23 protein-coding genes are annotated in these 20,623 nt (G+C 67.3%); 18 read left to right on the forward strand and 5 right to left on the reverse strand.

Features of this window, described 5'->3' with window-relative positions; translation table 11 throughout:
- Window positions 1–42 precede the first annotated feature (42 nt).
- The 5 genes from NDB2M1_RS03145 (at window position 43) to NDB2M1_RS03165 (ending at window position 5,092) form a co-directional block, all read left to right on the forward strand.
- Complete coding sequence (locus NDB2M1_RS03145) at window positions 43–1,368, forward strand: FGGY-family carbohydrate kinase (protein ID WP_072380072.1); 1,326 nt, start codon at window positions 43–45, stop codon at window positions 1,366–1,368.
- An 8-nt stretch (window positions 1,369–1,376) separates the two neighbouring features.
- Window positions 1,377–2,516 carry an FMN-dependent L-lactate dehydrogenase LldD gene (gene lldD, locus NDB2M1_RS03150; RefSeq protein WP_072380074.1) on the forward strand — a complete coding sequence of 380 codons (1,140 nt, stop codon included), beginning with the start codon at window positions 1,377–1,379 and terminating at the stop codon, window positions 2,514–2,516.
- Window positions 2,517–2,653: 137 nt separating this feature from the next.
- Window positions 2,654–3,895 (forward strand): MFS transporter, encoded by a 1,242-nt coding sequence (locus tag NDB2M1_RS03155; RefSeq protein ID WP_072379432.1) that lies wholly within the window; start codon window positions 2,654–2,656, stop codon window positions 3,893–3,895.
- A 24-nt stretch (window positions 3,896–3,919) separates the two neighbouring features.
- Complete coding sequence (locus NDB2M1_RS03160; RefSeq protein ID WP_072380076.1) at window positions 3,920–4,696, forward strand: DeoR/GlpR family DNA-binding transcription regulator; 777 nt, start codon at window positions 3,920–3,922, stop codon at window positions 4,694–4,696.
- 6 nt (window positions 4,697–4,702) lie between these two features.
- Window positions 4,703–5,092 (forward strand): hypothetical protein, encoded by a 390-nt coding sequence (locus NDB2M1_RS03165; RefSeq protein WP_072379434.1) that lies wholly within the window; start codon window positions 4,703–4,705, stop codon window positions 5,090–5,092.
- Between the two features lie 159 nt (window positions 5,093–5,251).
- Here NDB2M1_RS03165 and NDB2M1_RS03170 read toward each other — a convergent pair whose 3' ends face one another.
- On the reverse strand, window positions 5,252–6,292 hold the full coding sequence (locus NDB2M1_RS03170) for an alcohol dehydrogenase family protein (protein WP_072380078.1): 1,041 nt from the start codon (window positions 6,290–6,292) through the stop codon (window positions 5,252–5,254).
- Window positions 6,293–6,452: 160 nt separating this feature from the next.
- Entirely contained in the window at window positions 6,453–7,190 is a 738-nt protein-coding gene (locus NDB2M1_RS03175; protein ID WP_054120517.1) for an SDR family NAD(P)-dependent oxidoreductase, read from the reverse strand.
- A 194-nt stretch (window positions 7,191–7,384) separates the two neighbouring features.
- On the opposite strand from NDB2M1_RS03175, the gene NDB2M1_RS03180 reads away from it, so the two are divergent.
- Entirely contained in the window at window positions 7,385–7,789 is a 405-nt protein-coding gene (locus tag NDB2M1_RS03180; protein ID WP_083554620.1) for a hypothetical protein, read from the forward strand.
- Window positions 7,790–7,792: 3 nt separating this feature from the next.
- Here NDB2M1_RS03180 and queF read toward each other — a convergent pair whose 3' ends face one another.
- Complete coding sequence (gene queF / locus NDB2M1_RS03185) at window positions 7,793–8,254, reverse strand: preQ(1) synthase (RefSeq protein WP_054120519.1); 462 nt, start codon at window positions 8,252–8,254, stop codon at window positions 7,793–7,795.
- 166 nt (window positions 8,255–8,420) lie between these two features.
- Here queF and sseA point away from each other — a divergent pair, with 166 nt between their 5' ends.
- The 12 genes from sseA to NDB2M1_RS03245 all read left to right on the forward strand — a co-directional run bounded on the left by sseA (window position 8,421) and on the right by NDB2M1_RS03245 (window position 18,512).
- Window positions 8,421–9,266, forward strand: a complete 846-nt coding sequence (gene sseA / locus NDB2M1_RS03190) for a 3-mercaptopyruvate sulfurtransferase (RefSeq protein WP_054120520.1) — start codon at window positions 8,421–8,423, stop codon at window positions 9,264–9,266.
- Between the two features lie 89 nt (window positions 9,267–9,355).
- On the forward strand, window positions 9,356–9,565 hold the full coding sequence (locus NDB2M1_RS03195; protein ID WP_054120521.1) for a hypothetical protein: 210 nt from the start codon (window positions 9,356–9,358) through the stop codon (window positions 9,563–9,565).
- 159 nt (window positions 9,566–9,724) lie between these two features.
- A complete protein-coding gene (gene metC, locus NDB2M1_RS03200) occupies window positions 9,725–10,954 on the forward strand; it encodes a cystathionine beta-lyase (protein ID WP_072379437.1) in 1,230 nt (409 codons plus the stop codon).
- The gene (locus NDB2M1_RS03205; RefSeq protein ID WP_072379439.1) at window positions 10,951–11,883 is read left to right on the forward strand and encodes a mechanosensitive ion channel family protein; all 933 of its coding nucleotides are present in this window, start codon (window positions 10,951–10,953) and stop codon (window positions 11,881–11,883) included. The genes metC and NDB2M1_RS03205 overlap by 4 nt, the downstream gene beginning before the upstream one ends.
- Before the next feature lie 122 nt (window positions 11,884–12,005).
- Window positions 12,006–12,392 carry a RidA family protein gene (locus NDB2M1_RS03210; protein WP_072379441.1) on the forward strand — a complete coding sequence of 129 codons (387 nt, stop codon included), beginning with the start codon at window positions 12,006–12,008 and terminating at the stop codon, window positions 12,390–12,392.
- Between the two features lie 210 nt (window positions 12,393–12,602).
- Window positions 12,603–13,373 carry a uroporphyrinogen-III C-methyltransferase gene (cobA, locus tag NDB2M1_RS03215; RefSeq protein ID WP_072379443.1) on the forward strand — a complete coding sequence of 257 codons (771 nt, stop codon included), beginning with the start codon at window positions 12,603–12,605 and terminating at the stop codon, window positions 13,371–13,373.
- Window positions 13,370–13,669 carry a DUF2849 domain-containing protein gene (locus tag NDB2M1_RS03220; protein ID WP_072380082.1) on the forward strand — a complete coding sequence of 100 codons (300 nt, stop codon included), beginning with the start codon at window positions 13,370–13,372 and terminating at the stop codon, window positions 13,667–13,669. Before cobA ends, NDB2M1_RS03220 begins: the two co-directional genes overlap by 4 nt.
- 1 nt (window position 13,670) lies before the next feature.
- Window positions 13,671–15,305 carry a nitrite/sulfite reductase gene (locus NDB2M1_RS03225; protein ID WP_072379445.1) on the forward strand — a complete coding sequence of 545 codons (1,635 nt, stop codon included), beginning with the start codon at window positions 13,671–13,673 and terminating at the stop codon, window positions 15,303–15,305.
- A complete protein-coding gene (locus NDB2M1_RS03230; RefSeq protein WP_072379447.1) occupies window positions 15,298–15,729 on the forward strand; it encodes a DUF934 domain-containing protein in 432 nt (143 codons plus the stop codon). The genes NDB2M1_RS03225 and NDB2M1_RS03230 overlap by 8 nt, the downstream gene beginning before the upstream one ends.
- The gene (locus tag NDB2M1_RS03235) at window positions 15,719–16,525 is read left to right on the forward strand and encodes a phosphoadenylyl-sulfate reductase (protein WP_072379449.1); all 807 of its coding nucleotides are present in this window, start codon (window positions 15,719–15,721) and stop codon (window positions 16,523–16,525) included. Before NDB2M1_RS03230 ends, NDB2M1_RS03235 begins: the two co-directional genes overlap by 11 nt.
- Window positions 16,526–16,833: 308 nt before the next feature.
- Complete coding sequence (locus NDB2M1_RS03240; protein WP_072379451.1) at window positions 16,834–17,184, forward strand: thiol-disulfide oxidoreductase DCC family protein; 351 nt, start codon at window positions 16,834–16,836, stop codon at window positions 17,182–17,184.
- On the forward strand, window positions 17,181–18,512 hold the full coding sequence (locus tag NDB2M1_RS03245) for an ABC1 kinase family protein (protein WP_072379453.1): 1,332 nt from the start codon (window positions 17,181–17,183) through the stop codon (window positions 18,510–18,512). The genes NDB2M1_RS03240 and NDB2M1_RS03245 overlap by 4 nt, the downstream gene beginning before the upstream one ends.
- A 4-nt stretch (window positions 18,513–18,516) precedes the next feature.
- Here NDB2M1_RS03245 and NDB2M1_RS03250 read toward each other — a convergent pair whose 3' ends face one another.
- Together NDB2M1_RS03250 and proB are read right to left on the reverse strand one after the other, a co-directional pair.
- Window positions 18,517–19,443 carry an NAD-dependent epimerase/dehydratase family protein gene (locus tag NDB2M1_RS03250; protein WP_072379455.1) on the reverse strand — a complete coding sequence of 309 codons (927 nt, stop codon included), beginning with the start codon at window positions 19,441–19,443 and terminating at the stop codon, window positions 18,517–18,519.
- The gene (gene proB / locus NDB2M1_RS03255; protein ID WP_072379457.1) at window positions 19,440–20,585 is read right to left on the reverse strand and encodes a glutamate 5-kinase; all 1,146 of its coding nucleotides are present in this window, start codon (window positions 20,583–20,585) and stop codon (window positions 19,440–19,442) included. Before proB ends, NDB2M1_RS03250 begins: the two co-directional genes overlap by 4 nt.
- Window positions 20,586–20,623: the final 38 nt, after the last annotated feature.

The following is a 20,623-nucleotide window of genomic DNA, read 5'->3' on the forward strand; positions in this document are numbered from 1 at the left end:
GGGAGACGGACGCTGAAGCACGGCGCATTCATCGTGATCGACATGGGCAAGACGCTGGCCAAGGTTTCGCTGTGGGACCGGGCCGGGCGGCGGCTCGATGTGCGCACGCGCCCCAATGTGGCGGCTGGCGGTGTGCTCGATGTTGCCGGGATTTCCGCGTGGCTGGTCGATGCGCTGGGGGCCTTTGGGGGGCATCCGGTGGAGGCGATCGTGCCAGTGGGGCATGGCGCCGGGGTGGCGGCGCTGAAGGACAGCGCATTGGCCTTTGCGCCGGTGGACTATGAGGCGACGATTCCGGATGACGTCATGGCGCGGTACCGCGCGGCGCGCGATCCGTTTGAGGTGACGGGCTCCCCTGCCCTGCCCCATGGACTGAACCTTGGCGCGCAGCTTTGGTGGCTGGAAGAACAAGGCGCGCTGGAGGGAACGACGCTGCTGCCCTGGGCGCAATACTGGGCGTGGTACCTGAGCGGTGCGGCGGTGAGCGAGGTGAGCTCGCTGGGGTGCCATACCGATCTGTGGGCGCCGGCTGAGGCCGCGTTCTCGCCGCTGGCGCAGCGGATGGGCTGGGCGGAGCGGTTTGCGCCGGTGGTCCATTCGGGGGCTGTTGTCGGCACGCTGAGGCGGGAGATCGCGGCGGCGACGGGGCTTTCGCCAGAGGTGCGCGTGCTGGCCGGAGTGCATGATTCCAACGCGGCGCTCCATGCGGCGCGGGGGTTTGCCGAAGTGGCGGACCGCGAGGCGACGGTGCTTTCGACGGGTACGTGGTTTGTCGCGATGCGGCGGGCGCAAGGCGATGCGCCGGTGCTGCCGGAGGGGCGCGACTGCCTGGTGAACGTGGATGCCGACGGGCGCGCGGTGCCTTCGGCGCGGTTCATGGGCGGGCGGGAGATCGAGCTGGCGGCGCATGGGGCGCGAGTGGATGATCCGGCGGAGCAGGCGGACATGCTGGCTGCAGTGCCGGGTCTGCTGGCGGCGGGGACGATGCTGCTGCCGACCTTGGCGCCCGGCTGCGGGCCGTTTCCGGACAGCACGGCGCGGTGGATCGGGGAGCCGGGCGATGGGCGCGCGGCGGCGTGCCTTTACGCGGCGCTGATGGCGGATGCGGCGCTGGAGCTGATCGGGGCGCGGGAAACCGTGCTGGTCGAGGGGCGGTTCGCGGCAGCCGAAGTGTTCGTGCGGGCACTGGCAGGGCTGCGGCCGGACTGCCGCGTCTTGGTGGCGGACGGGCCGTGCGATGCCGCGTTCGGGGCGCTCCGTTTGATCAAATCCGGTCTGGCGCCGGCCGCGCGGCTCAGGCAAGTGGAGCCGCTGGCGGGCGATTGGGAGGCCTATCGCACGCGGTGGCTGCAGGAGACCGCCCAGTGACCGGTAACATGATCATTGCCAATATCGCCGACTTTCGCGAAGCCGCGCGGCGGCGGCTGCCGCACTTCCTGTTCGAATATATCGACGGCGGTTCCTATGCCGAGGCGACGCTGGGGCGCAATGTGAGCGATCTGGCGGCCCTCGCGCTGCGGCAGCGCATCCTTGTCGATGTGGCGGATATCGACCTTTCGGCGGAGCTGTTCGGCCAGAAGCTGGCCATGCCGGTGGCGCTGGCACCGATTGGCCTCGCGGGCATGAACGCGCGGCGCGGCGAGGTGCAGGCCCTGCGCGCGGCGGAGGCGGCGGGGGTGCCGTTCACGCTCTCTACCGTATCGGTCTGCCCGTTGGATGAAGTGCGCAAGGCGGCGCGTGGGCCCTTCTGGTTCCAGCTCTACATGATCCAGGACCGGGGCTTCATGCGCGAATTGCTGGCGCAGGCGCGCGAGGCGCAGTGCCCGGCGCTGGTGTTCACGGTCGACATGGCCGTGCCGGGGAGCCGGTATCGCGACGTGCGTTCGGGACTGGCGGGCGCGGCGGGTCCGCTGGGCGCGATGCGGCGCGTGGTGCAGGCAGCCATGCGCCCCGGCTGGGCTTGGGACGTAGGCCTTTGGGGCCGCCCACACCACCTCGGCAACATCGCGCCTTTGCTGCAAGGGCGGACGGGGCTGGAGGACTTTTTCGCCTGGATGCGGGCGAATTTCGATTCCTCGATCCACTGGCGCGATCTCGACTTCATCCGCAGCGAGTGGACCGGGCCGCTGATCCTCAAGGGCATTCTCGATCCGGAGGATGCGAAGGCGGCGGCGGACGTCGGCGCGGACGGGATCGTGGTTTCGAACCATGGCGGGCGGCAACTCGACGGTGTGCTGTCGACCGCGCGCGCCTTGCCGCCGATTGTCGATGCGGTGGGGGACAAGCTGACGGTGCTCGCCGATGGCGGCGTGCGCTCGGGGCTCGATGTGGTGCGGATGCTGGCGCTGGGCGCGAAGGGCGTGCTGCTGGGCCGGGCCTGGGCTTTTGCGCTGGCGGCGGGCGGCGAGGCGGGCGTCGCCAAGATGCTGCGCCTGATCGAGGCGGAAATGCGCGTGGCAATGGCGCTGACCGGCGTGACGCGGGTGGACCGGATCAGCCGGGATAATCTGGCATGACGGGTTGGAACGGTTCAACCCCGGTCTCGTCGGCCCGTGCTTGACACGGGCCTGGGCTTTTCTGGGCGGCCAAGGCCAGCCAAGCCCCGTGTCAAGCACGGGCCGACGAGGTTTTTGGTATCAGGGGGAGAGAATAGTTGACGTCACCTTCGCACCACTGGCGCGACACGATCCTTGCGGGGCTCGCCAACTATATCGATGCGGGCTCGATCGTGGCGGGGTCGGTGGCGCTGGCGCTGTGGCAGGAGCATTACCAGCTTTCGCCGGGGTTTCTGGGGCTGATCGGGGCGTTTGGGCCCAATGCCATCGGCGCGGGGATCGGCGCGCTGGTCGGCGGCATCCTGTGCGACCGGCTGGGGCGCAAGACGATCTACCAGTGGGACATGCTGCTCTATGCGGCGGGCATGGCGCTGCTGGTCTTTGCTGTCGCGCCGTGGATGATCATTGCGGGGTTCCTGATTGTCGGGCTGGCGGTGGGCGCGGATATTCCCGCCTCGTGGTCGCTGATTGCGGAGGGCGCGCCGGAGGGGCAGCGCGCGCGGCATTCGGGGATGGCGCAAGTGCTGTGGTATCTCGGGCCGGTCGTGGTGCTGCTGATGAGTTTGGCGCTCACCTCGCTGGGCGAACTGGGCGCGCGGATCGTGTTCGGGCACCTGCTGGTGATCGCGATTGCGCTGACCTTCCTGCGCTCGCGCATGGCGGAATCGGCGCGGTGGGAGGAAGCCAAAGCTTCAGGCGCGAAACGACCGCCGATTTCCTCGCTGCTGAAGGGCAAGCACCTCGCCTCGATCCTTGGGCTGGTTGGCATGTATGGCTTCTGGAACCTGTGGGCGGGCACCAACGGGTTCTTCTTCCCCTATATCCTGCGCACGGTGGGCGCGGCGACGCAGGCGCAGGCGGTGGCGATCCAGGCGCTTTCGTTTGCCATCGGCATGGCCTCGATCGGGCTGGTGTTCATGCAACTCGCGGACCGGGTGAACCAGCGGACGCTGTTTGCGATTTCGGCGGTGGTTCAGGTCGTCGGCATGGCGCTGCTCGCGGTCTTCCCGCTGACGATCCCGGTGGCGCTGCTGCATGTGTTCCTGCTGCAGTTCGGCGGCGGGTTCGGCGCGCAGAGCTTTTTCCAGCTGTGGAGCGCGGAGATGTTTCCGACCATGCTGCGCTCGACCGCGCAGGGGATCTGCTTTGCCATCGTGCGGGTGAGCCTTGGCGTGTTCAGCGTGTTCGTGCCGCTGCTGACCGCGACGGGCTTTACCACGCTGGCGCTGATCCTGACCGGCTTTCTCATGATCTCCGGGGTGATCGGCTTCGTGTGGGCACCGCGCAACGAGGGCAAAAGCCTTGAACAACTCGAGACCGAGCGGCATGACGGTTTTTGATTGCATGTAATCACGGAGGCATCGGTGCACGCGGCGGAACGCGAAAAGGTGATCGTCGAGGCGATGCAGGGCACCGGCTTCGTCACCTATCGCGAGCTGGAGGCAACGCTCGAGGCCTCGCCCGCGACGATCCGGCGCGATCTGGCGCGGCTGGAGGATGCCGGGGCCATCGTGCGGGTGCACGGCGGGGCGAAGCTGGTCGAAGGACCGCGCGCGCCGGTGCTGCAATTGGCGGGCACGCCGTTCGACCAATCGATCAACCGAAACATGGCGGCCAAGCGCGCCATCGGCGCGGCGGCGGCCTTGCGCTGCGAGCCGGGCGAAGGCGTGATGATCGACGGCGGCACGACGACCTTGCAGATGTGCCCGCACCTCGCTGGCCTCGGCCTGCAGGTGCTGACCAATTCGCTCCATATCGTGAACGCGCTGCTGCCCCAGGCGGGGACGCGCATTCTGGTGCCATCGGGCACGGTGTTTCGCGAGCAGAACATCATTCTGGCCGCGGCGGGTGAGGAATCGATGCCGCGCTTCCATGCGCCCAAGCTGTTCATGGGCGCGGCTGCGGTGGGGCCGCAGGGCGTGATGCAGCAGGATGTGGTGCTGGTGGCGGCGGAACGGCGGCTGATCGACCGGGCGGAGCAGGTGATCCTGCTGGTGGATTCGGCGAAGTTCGCCTCCGGGTCCGGCACCATCGTCTGCGGGCTGGACGAGGTGGACGTGCTGGTGACGGACGCAGGGATCGCGCCGGAGCATGCAGCGATGGTGAAGGCGGCGGGGGTGGAGCTGGTGGTGGCGGGGTAGGTACACATGTTCGGATGGCTGAAAAGATTTCGCCGCGAGCGCGCGCCAAAAAGTGAATGGGCCGCCACCATTGATGCAGAAACCATCACGATTCACGATATCAAGGGCGATGTCCGTTCGATCGCAAAGGACGACATTTCGTCCGTCATCATCGAGACCAACGACAGCGGCCCTTGGGGCGATGACGTGTGGTGGATTCTGTTTGGGCCGGACAACGCGCTGGCGGGCGCATTTCCGCAAGGGATCGATGGTGAGAGGGACGTGGTCAACTATCTGATGACGTTGCCCGGGTTCGATGAAGCGGAAATGATCAAGGCCATGGGTTCGACTGCCAATGCAGTGTTTATCCTGTGGCGGCGGACCGAGACGGATGATGCTTCGACAAGCTCAGCATGAGCGGTTTTCTGGTAGTCTAATTTGCCCCTCCCGTTCGTGTCGAGCCCCTCGAAAAGCTCGGGATAAACTTCGGGTCAAAGACCCGAAGTCGAGACACAATGCGCGGCGCTTGGTGTCTCGACTTCGCTCGACACGAACGGGAAGTGGTGTGGCGGTTACTCAATCCGGCGTGAGCACCATCTTCAGCGCACCCGCCTCGCGCGCTTCGAACAACCGATAAGCCTCCGCGCCTGCGCTCAGCGGCATGCGGTGGCTCACGTAGCGTTCGGGCTTCAGGCGGCCCGAGCGGACCAGCGGGAACAGCGCAGGCAGTTCCTCCGGCACCGAGCAGGTGCCGGTGCGGAAGGTGAGGCCGGCGGCGAAGGCGCGTTCCAAGGGGAAGGCGAAGCGGCGGGATTGCTGGACGCCGATGACCGAGACAGTGCCGCGCGGGCGGACGAGGCGCAGGGCGAAATCGACCGTGGCGTCGCTGCCGACGACTTCGACCACGCAATCGAGCTTCTTCCCCTTGCCGTCAGCCTTGATGCGTTCGAGCGCTTCGTCCGGGTGGAGCGCGATGGCGCCGTTGGCTTCGGCGATGGCGCGGCGTTCGGGGATGGGATCGATGGCGTAGACGACGTGCGCGCCCATCACCATCGCGCTGTCTACCGCCATGAGGCCGATCGGGCCGAGGCCGATCACCGCGACCGACGCGCCGGGGACGACATCCGCATTGCGCACGCCGTACCAGGCGGTGGCGAGCGCGTCGGTCATCATCAGCGCCTGTTCCTCGCTGACGCCTTCGGGGATGGCGACGGCGTTGGCATCGGCGGCGGGGACGCGCACGGCTTCGGCCTGCGAGCCCTGCAGCGCGGCGGAGAGGCCGTAGCATGCGCCCATGCCGAACTCGCAGGTGTTGACCACGCCCGCAAGGCACGAGCGGCAGCGGCCGCAACCGACGGCGGCGGGGATCATCACCTTGTCGCCCACCTTGTGGCGCTGCACGCCCTTGCCGATCTCGACGATCTCGCCCACCGCCTCGTGGCCGACGCAGAAGCCCACATCCTTGGAGAAGCCGTGGCCGTGGTAGATGTGGAGATCGGAGCCGCAAATCGAGCAGGCGGTGACGCGGACGACGGCATCGCCATCGGACTGGGGCGCAGGATCGTCCATGCTTTCATAGCGCACGTCGCGCGCGCCGTAGTAGCGGAGAGCCTTCATGGGCGGGACCCTTTCGGTGAACTGCTCGTCTCCTGCCACTCCCATCCTCGCTCATGCTGAGCTTGTCGAAGCATGCCCGCACTGCGCGCGCAGGCAGCACCCTTCGACAGGCTCAGGGTGAGCGGCGTGGGGAGGGTGCGGGCGCAGGAAAGATATGACTTCACAGCGAGAGCCCTCCATCGACGATGAGCGTCTGCCCGGTGACGTAGCTGGCGAGCGGCGAGGCGAGGAACAGGACCGCGCCGGCCATGTCCTCGGGCGTGCCGAGACGGCCCTGCGGGATGCGGGCGATCGAACCGGCGAGGCGTTCGGGGTGGTCGGTGGTGACCTTGGTGAGCTTGGTGGCGACGAGGCCCGGGGCGATGCCGTTGACGCGGATACCTTCGCCCGCGAAGGCATTGCCGAGTGTGCGGGTGAGGCTGACGGCACCGGCCTTGGACGCGGCATAGGCCGGGTTGCCGATATTGGCGCCCCATGCGGCGACCGAGCTGACGGTGACAATGCTGCCCTTGGCTTCGGCCAGCATGGCGCGGAACTTCATCGCGCAGTGCATCAGGCTGTCGAGATTGACCGCCATGACCTTGTCCCACCCGGCACGCTGGAACTCGCCGCGCTTGTAGACGACGGTGCCCTGGCAGAGGACAAGGACATCGAGGCTGGCGAAGGGCATGGGTGCAGCCTCGACGGCCCCGGGATCGCCGACGTCGACTGAGGTATAGCCGAGGCCGGTGAGGTCCGAGCCTTCGGCGGGGTCATAGTCTTCTGCCCGGGCACGGGTGCCCCAGACATGGACCTGCGCCCCACGTGTGCGGAAGGCATGGGCGATGCCGTTGCCGATGCCGCTCGATCCGCCGACGACGAGGACCTTCCGGCCGGTGAAATCGGTATCGCCGCTCATGCGCATTCTCTCCAGCGGGGCGGTTCGCCCTCTCGGCCCTCCTTTTCGGCAGGGATGGCGGACTGTGCAAGGGGATCGACGGGGTGTTCAGAAAAGTTCGATGAAAGCTGAACAAATGCCAACGTCGCATTCAGGCTCGTGCCACGGCGAATCAGGCACAACCGCACCATCGGCACCAGTGAAGGGACACGACGATGAAGACGATGACCAAGGTTCTGGCAGCGGCGCTCGCCCTCGGCAGCGCGGCGACGATCTCCGGCACGGCCAGCGCGCACGACTGGCGCGGCGGCTGGAACAACGGCTGGGGCTACAACCAGCCCTATGGCGGCGGCTGGCGCGGGGATCGCGGCGATTTCGGCGGCGCCTGCTCGGGCCAGCGCGGCTATGGGCTGGAGCGGCAGCTGCGCTGGAAGACCAGCCGCGGGCTGATCGACTACCGCACCGCACGGCGCATCCAGCGCGATATCGACCGGCTGCAGTGGAGGGAACAGCACGAATGCGCCGAAGGCGACTGGCGCGCGGTCGGGCGGATCCAGCGCGACTATGACCGCATCGACCACTGGATCGACGAGGCGGCAGGGCAGCGCTGGGGCTTGTGAACCTCAGCCGCGGCCGCGGTAGGACGCGACCCCCTGATCGGGCACCCACAGTCCGGCGGGGGGCGCATCCGACTGCCAGAACACGTCGATGGGAATGCCGCCGCGCGGATACCAATAGCCGCCGATGCGCAACCAGCGGGGCTGCATTTCGGTGAACAGGCGCTGGCCGATGCCGACGGTGACGTCCTCATGGAAGCCGGCATGGTTGCGGAAGGCGCCGAGGAACAGCTTCAAGGACTTTGATTCGACGATGGTTTCACCCGGAGCGTAATCGATCACGAGGTGCGCGAAATCGGGCTGGCCGGTGACCGGGCAGAGCGAGGTAAACTCGGGCGCGGCGAAGCGGACGAGGAACAGCGAGCCTTGCCGCGGATTGGGCACGTAATCGAGCACGGCCTCCTCGGGCGAGGCGGGCAGGCTGCTGGTCTGGCCCAGATGCAGCGGGGTGGCGCCGATATCGGTCATGCAAAGTCCTTTCTTGCGCGCGCCTTTGCACCCGCGGACGCGGCGGGGCAAGCGGGCGTGAGGGGCAGGAGCACTCCCTTCCTCCTTGCCGCAGCGCAGCAAGAGGGTTAATCATTGGCCCCAAGGCCCCGCAAAGACGGGCCGCATGCAGGACGGAGCAAACCCCATGGATTCCCTGGTCTCGACCCAGTGGCTCGCGAGCGAGCTGGGCGCGAGTGATCTGCGCATCGTCGATGCGAGCGCATTCCTGCCCGAGCACAGCCGCGATCCGGTGCTGGAATACGAGGCGTGCCACATCCCCGGCGCGGTGTTCATGAACCTTGCGGAGCTGACCGACCCGGAGCGTCCGGGGCTCAACATGCTCCCCAGCGCCGAACGCTTTGCCAGCAGGATGCAGAGCCTCGGCCTCGGCGATGGCAGCCGCATCGTGCTTTACGACGACAGCCCGGTGAAGACCGCAACGCGCGCCTGGTTCATGCTGACGATGTTCGGCGCGACCAATGTGGCGCTGCTTGATGGCGGGATCGCCAAGTGGAAGGCGGAAGGCCGCCCCTGCGCACAAGGGCGCGAGACGCTGCGGCACCGCCACTTCACCGTGTGGAGCGACGACCGCAACGTGCGCAGCAAGGCCGATGTGCTGGCGAACCTCGATAGCCACGCGGCGCAGGTGGTCGATGCGCGCGGGGCCGGGCGCTTCACTGGCGAGGTGGCGGAAGTGAAGCCGGGGCTTGCCAGCGGGCACATCCCGGGCGCTCGCAATTTGCACTACGCCACGATGTTCAAGCCCGATGGCACGTGGAAATCGCCGGACGAGATTCGCGCGGTGTTCGATGCGGCGGGCGTGGACCTGAGCCGGCCGCTGATCACCAGCTGCGGCTCGGGCGTGACGGCCAACGTGCTGATCTTCGCAGCGCATCTGATCGGCAAGCACGACGTGGCGCTTTACGACGGCAGCTGGAGCGAATGGGGGGCGGATCCTGAAACGCCGAAGGAAACGGGGGCGGCGCGGTAGGTTCAGTGGCCCGCTTTTGGCCCGTCGAATTGTGGAGATGGCTGAATGGGCACAGTGTCCATGGCCCGCTTTTCGGCAAAAAATACAGAGTGATCAAATCACTCTACAGCTTTGACGGCAAGCGCCGTGCAGACGTGTGCAAGTTCGCTTGGGACAAGACCTATCTGCTGGAAAGCGATTGGGACGAGCAATCGACCTGGGTGCCGCGCCATGATGGCAAGATGGTCGGGCCATTCGACAATCCGTCTGCAGCCGAGCAATTCATCGTGGCGACCGACTGGTTCAACGGGCTTGACTGACGGGATTTGCCCCCAACCCCGCTCATGCTGAGCTTGTCGAAGCATATAGCGCAACCGCAGCACCAGCACCCTTCGACAAGCTCAGGGTGAGCGGGGTTTGGGCCATTGGCGAAAAGGGGATGGATTCCCTTCCGCGCAAATTCAGCCTAAGACCCTCCCATGGCGGAACATGACAGCGAAGGCCTTGGCATCGGCACGCGGCTCGTAGGCGCAGGGCGGCGGGCCGAATGGACCGGCAGCGCGGATCATCCGGGCGCGGTGGTCAATCCGCCGGTCTACCGGGCGAGCACGCATCTCTATCCCGATATGGCGGCCTTGCGCGCGCATCCCGCCAACGAGGACGGCAAGTTCTATTATGGCAGGCGGGGCGCGCCGACGCAGTGGGCATTGGCCGAGGCTTTGACCGCGCTGGAGCCGGGGGCGGAAGGCACGGTGCTCTATCCTTCCGGCGTGGCAGCGATCATGGGCGCGCTGCTCACGGTGCTGCGGCCGGGCGATGTGCTGCTGATGATCGACAACGCCTATGAGCCGAGCCGCGCGATGGGGCGCGGGCTGCTGGGGGACTTCGGCGTGGAGACGCGCTGGTTCGATCCGGCGGACCCGGCAGCATTCGAGGCGGCGATCTGCGCGCGGACCAAGGCGGTGCTGCTGGAAGTGCCGGGCAGCCTCACCATCGAGGTCTGCGATGTGCCGCGCTTGTCCGCCATCGCCAAGGCGCATGGGCTGACGGTGGTGCTCGACAATACCTGGGCCTCGCCATTGGGCTTTCCGGCGCTCGTGCGCGGGGTGGACATTGCGATCATGAGCCTGACCAAGCATGTCGGTGGGCATTCGGATGTGATGATGGGCAGCGCGAGCGCGGGGCCGGCGTGGTACCGCAAGCTGCGGCTGCGCGCGCAGGGGCTGGGCAATGTCGTCTCGCCCGATGACGCCGCCCTGATGCTGCGCGGGCTGCGCACAATGGGCCTCAGGCTGGCGCAGGAAACCGGCTCGGCGCTGGCGATTGCCGAATGGCTGGCAGCCCAGCCGGAGGTCGCCAAAGTGCTCTGCCCGATGCTGCCGGGTTCACCGGGGCACGACATCTGGGCGCGGGACTTTACCGGCGGGTGCGGGCTGTTCAGCTTCGTGCTGAAGGGCGGCACCTGTGCGGCGCGCGACGCGCTGATCGATGCGCTTGCGCTGTTCGGCATCGGCTATTCGTGGGGCGGGTTCGAGAGCCTCGCGACGCCGGTCGACCCCGCACCGATCCGCACCGCAAGCCCCTGGCCGCTGCCGGGGCTGGAGGCGGGAGACCGCTTCGGCGTGCGGCTTTCCATCGGCCTTGAGGACACGGCGGACCTGACCGCCGATCTTGCGCGCGGGCTGGCCGCGTGGCGGGCGGCGCTATGAGCGAGTGGACCAAGCTGCAGCGCAGCATTGCACAGGTCGCGCGGTCTCTCGACGACGTCGGTTTCGATATCGGCCGCACCCATATCTCGCTGTTCAACGCGGTGTGGATGGTCGTGGTCGTCGTGCTCGTCATCGTGTTCGGGCGGATCGCGGGGCGTGTCGGTCGGCGCGCCGTGCGTTCGATGAAGGGCCTCGATCCGACGCAGCGCGCGCTCGGCGAGAAGCTGATGACGGTGACGGTGTGGACCGTCGCGGTGCTGGTCGGCATCGATGCGGTGGGGATCAACCTCACCACGCTGACCGTGTTTTCCGGCGCTTTCGGCCTCGCGGTCGGCTTTGGCCTGCAGAAGACTTTCGGCAACCTGATCGCGGGCGTGATCCTCCTCATGGACCGCTCGATCAAGCCGGGCGACGTGATCGCGGTGAACGATACCAAGGGCAGCACCTTCGGCGTCGTCAGCGCCATCGGCGTGCGCGCGATCACCGTGGCGACGCGTGATGACCGCGAGATCCTGATTCCCAACGAAATCCTGATGACCACGCAAGTCGAGAACTGGTCGCACAGCTCGAAGCAGGTGGGGATCACGATTCCCGTGAACGTCGCTTACGGCAGCGATCTCGACCTTGCCGAAAAGCTGCTGCTGGAAGCCGCGCTGACCGTGCCGCGCGTGCTGCGCGATCCGGCGCCCTCGATCCTGTTCAGCGCCTTCGGGGCAAGCGCGATCGAGTTGCTGATCTATATCTCGATCGACGATCCCGAGAACGGCGTGGGCAACGTGCGGTCCGACGTGCTGAAGGCGGCATGGCATGCGCTGAAGGACAGCGGCGTGAGCATTCCGCTGCCGCAATCGGATGTCACCTTGCGGGATTCGGATGGGCTGCGGGTGCTGGCGGAGGCGCTGGTTCGGCGTGGCGCTGATAATCTGTAGCAGATCGGACACATCCGAACTTGCCCGCCTGACGAGGCCCCATCTATCCTTCCGGCCCGCGCGACCCAGCGGCTACGGCATGCACAGGCAATTGTGGTTAAAGGATAATCAAGGAAATCCTGATGGAAGTGATCACGCACAATCCCACTGAGGGAGTCTATGCGACGGGCGGCGACTGGGTTCACGCCATCGAGGTTCGCGGGCCGCAGCGCCTGCTGTTCATCAGCGGAACGATGGGCCTGCGCCCCGATTTCACCGCACCGCCGACGCTCGAAGAACAGCTGGACTGCGTCTGGAACAATCTGCGCGCCATTCTGGCGAGCGCGGGCATGACGACCGACAATCTAGTACGACTGACCAGCTACCTGCGCGACGCGAGCTATGCCGATGCCAACGCGGCCGCCCGCCTCGCCGCATTGGGCGAGCACCGCATTCCAACCACCGCCATCGTGGCACAGACGCTGGCCGACGACTGGCTGGTCGAGATCGAGGCCATTGCAGCGGCGTGATGAGCCCATGGGACAGGGCTTTTGGCTCCTCCCCCGGTCGGGGGAGGCCGGGTGGGGGTGCGCGGCGCTTGTACGGCGAACTTGGTTACCCGTCCCCAACCCCTCCCCGAACGGGGAGGGGCTTTTCATAAAGGGCCGCTAAAGCTCACCTAGCCGCCCCCCTAGCTTTCCTCGCTGGCGATTGCAGGGTACAAGGACCATCTGCCGCCCATGAGCAATTCGCCTTCCAGACTTGGCACCGTCTACCTTGTCGGTGCAGGCCCCGGTGATCCGGACCTGCTGACCTTGCGCGCGGCGCGGCTGCTCGCGGAGGCTCAGCTGGTCGTGCATGACGGGCTGGTCGATCCGGCGATCATGGCGATGATCCCGGCAGGCGCGCGGCTGGTTTCCGTCGCGAAAAGCCGGGCGCGGCATACCTTGCAGCAGCATGAGATCAACGCATTGCTGGTGCACGAGGCGCTGGCGGGCCACGATGTGGTGCGGCTGAAGGGCGGCGATCCGTTCGTGTTCGGGCGCGGCGGCGAGGAGGCGGAGGCCTGCTATGCGGCGGGCGTGCCGGTCGAGGTCGTGCCCGGCGTAAGCGCCGCGATGGGCGCGGCTGCAGCGGCGCAGATTCCGCTGACGCACCGCGAGAACGCCTCGATCGTCAGCTTTGTGGCGGGGCAGTGCAAGGGCCTGACCGACCAGAACTGGGCGGGCCTTGCGGGCGTAGGCCGCACGCTGGTGATCTACATGGGCGTCGCGACGAGCGATGCGATTGCCGAGAAGCTGATGGCCGACGGCCTTGCGCCCGATATGCCGGTGGCGGTGATCGAGAACGCCGCGCGGCCGACGATGCGCGTGCTGCGCGGGGCGCTGGCGGGGCTTGGCGCGCTGGTGGCCGAGCACAAGGTGAAGAGCCCTGCCCTCATCGTGATCGGCGAAGTGACCGGGCGCGAGCGGCATATGGAATTGCAGAAGTTGGCGGAGTGCGCTGCGTGAAGATCTTGACGGGGAATGATTTGGGCAGCGGCCACGTTGTCTGGTGGGACGGCCAGGGCTGGTCGCGCCATGTCCATGATGCGGTCGATGTCGGTGATGCGGCGGATACGATCCTTGCCGCCGAGGAAGCCGCGCGCCGCGTCAATGCAAGCTATGCGATCAGCGCCACCAAGGGCGCGGACGGCACGGTGCGCCCGGACCACATCAAGGACCGCATCCGCGCGCTGGGCCCCACCGTCCGTCCCGACCTCGCGCTGCAACCTTCCGATCCGCACAGCGGCAACTGGGTGATCTGACATGTACCAGTACGACCAATACGACCAGGCCATGGTCGATGCGCGCGTCGAGGAATTCCGCGGCCAGGTGGCGCGCCGCATGGCGGGCGAAATCACCGAGGACCAGTTCAAGCCGCTGCGGCTGAAGAACGGGCTCTATCTGCAGCTGCACGCCTACATGCTGCGCGTCGCCATTCCCTATGGCACGCTCAATGGCCGCCAGATGCGCATGCTGGGCGACATCGCCGACAAGTATGACCGCGGCTATGGCCATTTCACCACACGCCAGAACATCCAGTACAACTGGATCAAGCTGGAAGACGCGCCGCAGATCCTTGCCGATCTCGCGACGGTGGAGATGCATGCCATCCAGACCAGCGGCAACTGCATCCGCAACATCAGCTCGGATCACTTCGCCGGGGCAGCGGCAGACGAAGTGGTCGATCCGCGCCCTTATGCCGAACTGCTGCGCCAGTGGTCGAGCTTCCATCCGGAGTTCGATTACCTGCCGCGCAAGTTCAAGATCGCGGTGATCGCGTCCGACACCGACCGCGCAGCGATGCGCCTGCACGATATCGGCATCCAGATCGTGAAGAACGATGCGGGCGAGATCGGCGCGCGCTTCTATGTGGGCGGCGGCATGGGCCGCACCCCGATGATCGCGCCGGTTATCCGCGAGTTCGTGCCCGCGCTGCAGATGGTGAGCTACGCCGAAGCGTGCCTTCGCGTCTACAACCGCTACGGCCGCCGCGACAACAAGTACAAGGCGCGGATCAAGATCCTCGTCCACGAGATCGGCGCGGACGAATACCGTCGGCAGGTGGAGGAAGAGTTCGCGCATATCCTCACCCTGGGACTGGAGCCGCCGCAGGCCGAGTTCGAGAGAATTGCCGCGTTCTTTGCCGATCCCGGCCTCGAAAGCGGGCTCGCCGATGGCTATGACCGCAGCGATCCGGACTTCGCGGTCTGGGCTGACCAGAACACCACGCCGCACAAGCAGGCGGGCTACAGGGCGGTCGTCATCAGCCTGAAGCCGGCTGGCGGCATTCCGGGCGACGCCACGGCGGACCAGATCCGGCTGATGGCTGACCTCGCCGAAGTCTACAGCCTTGACGAACTGCGGGTGACCCACACCCAGAACATCGTGCTGCCGCATGTGAAGCAGAGCGACCTCTACGCGCTGTGGCAAAAGCTCGATGCGGCGGGTCTCGCGACCGCGAACCTTGACCTCATCGGCGATATCATCGCCTGCCCGGGGCTCGATTACTGCAGCCTCGCCAATGCGCGCTCGATCCCGCTGGCGCAGAAGATCTCGGCCCGGTTCGCCGAGCCGGAACGCCAGCGCGCGCTAGGTGAGCTTAAGCTCAAGATTTCGGGCTGCATCAATGCCTGCGGGCACCACCATGCCGGCAACATCGGCATTCTGGGCGTCGACCGGAAGGGCACCGAGAACTACCAGCTGCTGCTCGGCGGTTCGGAAGCGGCGGATACTTCGCTCGCCCAGATCGTTGGCCCCGGCTTCAGCGAGGACGGCATCGTCGATGCGATCGAGACCGTGACGAACGTCTATCTCGCCCAGCGCGCGGAGGGGGAACGCTTCCTCGATACCTACCGCCGCCTCGGCATGGCTCCGTTCAAGGAGGCGATCTATGGTTGAGCACTGCCTGCGTTACCGCGACGACGAGCCCGTGGGGGATCCGGCGGTGACGGTCGACGCCTTTGCCGTGCAGGGCAACGCGACTGCCGTCCGCATCGAACCCGGCGACGACGCGCGTGCGCTGCTGCCCGCGCTCGACCGCATCGCGCTGATCGAGATCAACTTCCCGAGCTACGGCGACGGCCGCGGCTATTCCGCCGCCCGCATCCTGCGCGAGCATGGCTATGCCGGCGAACTGCGCGCGGTGGGCGATGTGCTGATCGACCAATTGAGCCACATGCGCCGCTGCGGCTTCGATGCCTTCGCGCCCGACAAGCCGATCACGCCGGACGCCGCGGACAAGGCGCTCGCGACCTGGCCCGAGGTCTATCAGAAGACGGTGGACGGCCGCTCGCCCATCTGGGCGCTTCGCCATGGCCGATAACACCACCAGAACCGCAGACCGGATCGACACCGGACCGCGCTTCACCGAAAGTGACGCGATCCGGCTCAACAACCTGTTCCGCGGCACCGACACGCCCGAGATGCTGCGCAGCGTCCTCAAGGACAAGCTGATCGGCGAAGTCGCGGTCGTCTCCAGCTTCGGCGCGGAAAGCGCGGTGCTGCTCCATCTGATTGCCGAGGTCGACAAGACGATCCCGGTGATCTTCCTCGAAACGCACAAGCATTTCCCGGAAACGATTGCCTATCGCGACCAGCTGGTGGCGCATCTGGGCCTGACGAACCGGCTGATCGTCGAGCCGGACATGGAGCTTGTCGCCAAGAAGGACGAGAACGGCCTGCGCTGGTCGTGGGACCCGGACGGCTGCTGCGAGATCCGCAAGGTGCAGCCGCTGGCACGCGCGCTGCTGGCGTTCGATGCCTCGATCAGCGGGCGCAAGGGCTTCCAGTCGGCCACCCGCAGCGGGTTGCCGCGCTTCGAAATCGACCGGACCGATGCCGAAGGGCGCCTGAAGTTCAATCCGCTCGCCTCGTGGAGTTCGGAAGACCTTGAGGCCTACATGGTCCGCCACGATCTGCCGCGCCATCCGCTGGTAGCGCAGGGCTACCCTTCCATCGGCTGCGCCCCCTGCACCAGCAAGGTCGCGCCGGGCGAAGACCCGCGCTCGGGCCGCTGGAAGGGCTGGGACAAGGTGGAATGCGGCATCCATGTACCCGGTTCGCCAGACAGCAGCGCGACGGATGGCGAGCTGCCGCCGGGGTATGATCCGGCGTTCTGAGGCGCTGGCCCGCCACCACGCCCGTTCGTGTCGAGCCCCTCGACACGAACGGATTGGTGTTGATCTTACTCCAACCCAACTCCGCTCACCCTGAGCCTGTCGAAGGGTGCTGGCGCGACCGCCGTGTGTGATGCTTCGACAAGCTCAACATGAGCGGGCTTGGGGTTGGGTCAAAGATCGCCCAAACCATCGTCATTGCGAGCGTAGCGAAGAAATGACGAATGAAGGTGCACATGACTGGTGAGCCGGATTTCCCCTCACCAATGAGCACCTTGCCGCGCCCTCGCCCCAAGGCCTAGGCGCATGGCATGTCCCCTGCCCCCCTCACCGTCTGGTATGACGGCGCCTGCCCGCTCTGCACGCGCGAGATTGCGCTGATGCGGCGGCTGGACCGGGCGCGGCGGATCGAATTTGTCGATGTGAGCGATGATAGCGCCGTCTGCCCGCGTGACCGCGCGCTGCTGCTGGCGCGGCTCCATGCGCGCGAGGATGGCGTGCTGCTCGATGGCGCGGCGGCTTTTGCGGCCATGTGGCGGGCGATCCCGCTGCTGCGTCCGCTTGGCGTGCTGGCGCGCATTCCCGTAGTGCTCTCGGCGCTCGAATGGGCCTATGTGCGGTTTCTGCGGGTTCGTCCTGCCCTTCAGAGGATCATGCGTTGAGCGAAGACCGCTACCGGAAAGTTCCCACCAGCCGCCTCGGCCGCTTTTCGGCGTTCGGCCAGCTGGCTGGCGGCGTCGCGGGCGGAGTGATCGCGGAAGGGGCCAAGCGGATCGCACGCGGGGAGCGGCCGCAGATGGCCGATCTGCTGCTCACCCCCGCCAACGCCACGCGCGTGACCGAGCAGCTTTCGCGGCTGCGCGGGGCGGCGATGAAGCTGGGGCAGATGATCTCGCTCGATGCCGGCGATCTGCTTCCGGCAGAGCTGACGGCCATTCTGGCGCGGCTGCGCGATGCCGCGCACTTCATGCCGCCCAAGCAGTTGCAGACCGTGCTCGCGGCCAGCTGGGGGCCGGACTGGCGGCGCAAGTTCGCCCGCTTCGAGGCGACGCCGATTGCGGCGGCTTCCATCGGGCAGGTCCACCGCGCGGTCCTTCACGATGGGCGCACGGTGGCGGTGAAAGTGCAGTATCCGGGCATCGCCGCCAGCATCGACGCCGATATCGACAATGTCGCGACGCTGCTGAGGGTTTCGGGCCTGCTGCCCAAGACGCTTGATATTTCGCCGCTGCTGGTCGAGGCCAAGCGCCAGTTGCACGAGGAAGCCGACTACTTGCGCGAGGCCGAGCAGATGCGCCGCTATGGCGCGATGCTCGCGGGCGAGGAGCAGTTCGTGGTCCCCGCGCCGGTCGAGGAGCTGACCGGGCCGAGCGTGCTGACGATGGACTTCATCGCCTCGCGCCCGATCGACACGCTGGCCGAAGCGCCGCAGGACGTGCGCGACCGGGTGATGGGCGCGATGCTCGATCTGGTGCTACGCGAACTGTTCGTGTTCGGCTTCATGCAGACCGATCCGAACTTCGCGAACTATCGTTGGCAGCCCGATACGGGGCGCGTGGTGCTGCTCGATTTCGGCGCGGCGCGCGCGGTTCCCGATGAGACCCGCGCCGCCTATGCGCGGATGATGCAGGCGGGCCTCAATGGCGATCCGGCGGAACTGAAGCAGCGCATCTGCGAAGTGGGCTTCGCCTCCGAAGAGCAGATGGCGCGCCACGGCAAGGCGTTCGAGGGCGTGATCGGGGTGATCCTCGAGCATGTGAACAAGGACGATATCTTCGATTTTGCCGACCGCAGCTTCGTGGCGAAACTGCGCGATTTCGGCGAGCCGGTGGCGCAGGACCGCGACACCTGGCACCTGCCACCGATGGATACGCTGTTCGTGCAGAGGAAGGTCAGCGGCACGGCGCTGCTCGCGGTGCGGATGAAGGCGCGGCTGCCGCTGCAGGGGATGGTCGCGGCGCGGCTGGCGGGTTTGGTCGAGCCGGCCTGAGCCGCTATTTCAGCCAGCCCGCCTCACGATACCACGCGGCGGTGGCGTGGAGCCCCTCGCGCGTATCGATGCGTGGGCGCCAGAGCGATGCAGGCGGCTGCGCGCCCTCGCTCACCGTCCAGTCCGGATGGCAGATATAGCTGGCGCGGTCGGGCGTCAGCTTGGCCTTCTTGCCGCGCACCATGCGGTCGGCACGCGCGGCAAGCTTGACCACCCCTGGGGAGAGCGAGAACGGGCGGATCGGCTTCTCGCGCACGGCGGCGCCGATGGCGTGGGCAAGGCTGACATGGGTCCAGCCGCCGGGTTCGCCGTCGTCGGGTTCGAACACCTGATGCGTGGTCTCCTCGCTGCTGGGGAGCAGCGCGAGCAGCAGAGCGGCAAGATCGGCGACATGGATCACCGAAAGGCGTCCCGGTGGCGGCAGCGGCACGACGCCGCGACGGGCGAGGCGGAACAGCTCGAGCATCTCGGTATCGCGCGGGCCGAACACGGCAGGCGGGCGCACCACCGTCCAATCAAGCCCGGAGGCACGCACCAGCCGTTCGCCGCGCAGCTTGGAGGCGCCGTAGACCGACAGCTGCGGCTCGCGCGCGGCGAGGGAGGAGACGTGGATCATGCGGCCAACGCCGATTGCGTGCGCCGCCTCGATCACGCGCAGGGTGCCCTGGACATTGCCTTCCTCGAAGCCGGCAGGATCGGGCGCGTTGACCACACCGGCGATGTGTATCACCACGCTGGCGCCTTCCATCAGGCGTTTGAGGGCAGCCTTGTCGCCAAGATCACCGTCGATCCATTCGACCCCGCCGCGCAGGCGCTGTTTGCGCCGGGTGAGTGCGCGAACCTCGATCTGCTGGCGTCCTGCGGCCATGAGGACGGCCTGCCCGACGAAACCGGTCGCACCCGTGACCGCGACGAGCTGACCGTCGCTCACAGCATCACCAGCTGGTCGCGGTGGATCAGCGCCGAGCGCGGGGCATAGCCGAGCAGCGCTTCATGCTCGGCGGAAGGATGGCCCATCAGCGCCGCACATTCCGCCGCGTCATACTCGCTGAGGCCGCGCGCGAGGACGGTGCCGTCCGGGCCGAGCACGGCAATGGCATCGCCGCGCAGGAAGCTGCCTTCCACCGCGGTGACGCCCGCCGCGAGCAGGCTCGAGCCGCGTGCGAGGGCTGCGGCGGCACCGGCATCGACCGCGACCGCGCCCTTCATGCGCAGCTTGCCGCCAAGCCACGCCTTGCGTGCGCGCGCCTTGCGCCTGGATCTTTGGGGCGGGCAGAACAGCGTGCCGCGTTCCGCGCCGAGTGCGGCGGCTATGGGGCTTTCGGGGCGGCCATCGATGATCGCAAGCGCGATGCCGGCAAGGCCCGCGATCTCGGCAGCCTGCAACTTGGAGGTCATGCCGCCCGAGCCGAGGCCGGAAGAGGAACCACCCGTCGCCATGGCATGGATCTCCGGCGTGACGCCGCGCACCACCGGAATGCGCACCGCGCCTTCGAGGCGGGGATCGCGGTCGTAGAGGCCGTCGATATCGGAGAGCAGCAGCACCGCGCTCGCCCCCGCCGCTTGGCCGACGCGGGCGGCAAGGCGGTCGTTGTCGCCGAAGCGGATTTCCTCGGTGGCGACGGTGTCGTTCTCGTTGATCACCGGTACCGCACCAGACGCCAGCAAAGTGCCCAGCGTGGCGGTGACGTTGAGATAGCGGCGGCGATCCTCGAGGTCTTCGAGCGTGAGCAGAACCTGCGCGGCGATCAGCCCATGTGCGGCCAGCAGTTCGGCCCAGAGCCCTGCAAGCGCGATCTGGCCGACGGCAGCGGCGGCCTGCGCATCGGCAAGGCTGCCCCTGCCGCCGCGCGCGAGGCCAAGCTTGCGGGCGCCCAGTGCAATCGCGCCGGAGGACACGACGATGACATCCTGACCGCGTCCCCGGGCGGCGGCGATTTCCGCCACCAGCAGGGTGAGCCAGGCCCGGCGCGGCTCGCCATCCTTGCCGACCAGCAACGCCGAGCCGACCTTGAGCACAAGGCGCGGGGTCTCGGCGGCATCCGTCAGCTGGGCAAGGCGTTCAATCGACATGGTGCGAGCCGCTTAGGGGAAATGCTGCGGCGCGGGAA

This window comes from Novosphingobium sp. NDB2Meth1 (genome assembly GCF_900117425.1).
In the GTDB taxonomy this organism is placed as follows: Bacteria; Pseudomonadota; Alphaproteobacteria; order Sphingomonadales; family Sphingomonadaceae; genus Novosphingobium.

Coding starts and splice junctions, on each gene's coding strand:
- NDB2M1_RS03145 (WP_072380072.1), top strand. CDS start 43: ATGGGCAAGACGCTGGCCAAGGTTTCGCTGTGGGACCGGGCCGGGCGG.
- lldD (WP_072380074.1), top strand. CDS start 1,377: ATGATCATTGCCAATATCGCCGACTTTCGCGAAGCCGCGCGGCGGCGG.
- NDB2M1_RS03165 (WP_072379434.1), top strand. CDS start 4,703: ATGTTCGGATGGCTGAAAAGATTTCGCCGCGAGCGCGCGCCAAAAAGT.
- NDB2M1_RS03170 (WP_072380078.1), bottom strand. CDS start 6,292: ATGAAGGCTCTCCGCTACTACGGCGCGCGCGACGTGCGCTATGAAAGC.
- NDB2M1_RS03175 (WP_054120517.1), bottom strand. CDS start 7,190: ATGAGCGGCGATACCGATTTCACCGGCCGGAAGGTCCTCGTCGTCGGC.
- NDB2M1_RS03180 (WP_083554620.1), top strand. CDS start 7,385: ATGAAGACGATGACCAAGGTTCTGGCAGCGGCGCTCGCCCTCGGCAGC.
- queF (WP_054120519.1), bottom strand. CDS start 8,254: ATGACCGATATCGGCGCCACCCCGCTGCATCTGGGCCAGACCAGCAGC.
- sseA (WP_054120520.1), top strand. CDS start 8,421: ATGGATTCCCTGGTCTCGACCCAGTGGCTCGCGAGCGAGCTGGGCGCG.
- metC (WP_072379437.1), top strand. CDS start 9,725: ATGGCGGAACATGACAGCGAAGGCCTTGGCATCGGCACGCGGCTCGTA.
- NDB2M1_RS03205 (WP_072379439.1), top strand. CDS start 10,951: ATGAGCGAGTGGACCAAGCTGCAGCGCAGCATTGCACAGGTCGCGCGG.
- NDB2M1_RS03210 (WP_072379441.1), top strand. CDS start 12,006: ATGGAAGTGATCACGCACAATCCCACTGAGGGAGTCTATGCGACGGGC.
- cobA (WP_072379443.1), top strand. CDS start 12,603: ATGAGCAATTCGCCTTCCAGACTTGGCACCGTCTACCTTGTCGGTGCA.
- NDB2M1_RS03225 (WP_072379445.1), top strand. CDS start 13,671: ATGTACCAGTACGACCAATACGACCAGGCCATGGTCGATGCGCGCGTC.
- NDB2M1_RS03230 (WP_072379447.1), top strand. CDS start 15,298: ATGGTTGAGCACTGCCTGCGTTACCGCGACGACGAGCCCGTGGGGGAT.
- NDB2M1_RS03235 (WP_072379449.1), top strand. CDS start 15,719: ATGGCCGATAACACCACCAGAACCGCAGACCGGATCGACACCGGACCG.
- NDB2M1_RS03240 (WP_072379451.1), top strand. CDS start 16,834: ATGTCCCCTGCCCCCCTCACCGTCTGGTATGACGGCGCCTGCCCGCTC.
- proB (WP_072379457.1), bottom strand. CDS start 20,585: ATGTCGATTGAACGCCTTGCCCAGCTGACGGATGCCGCCGAGACCCCG.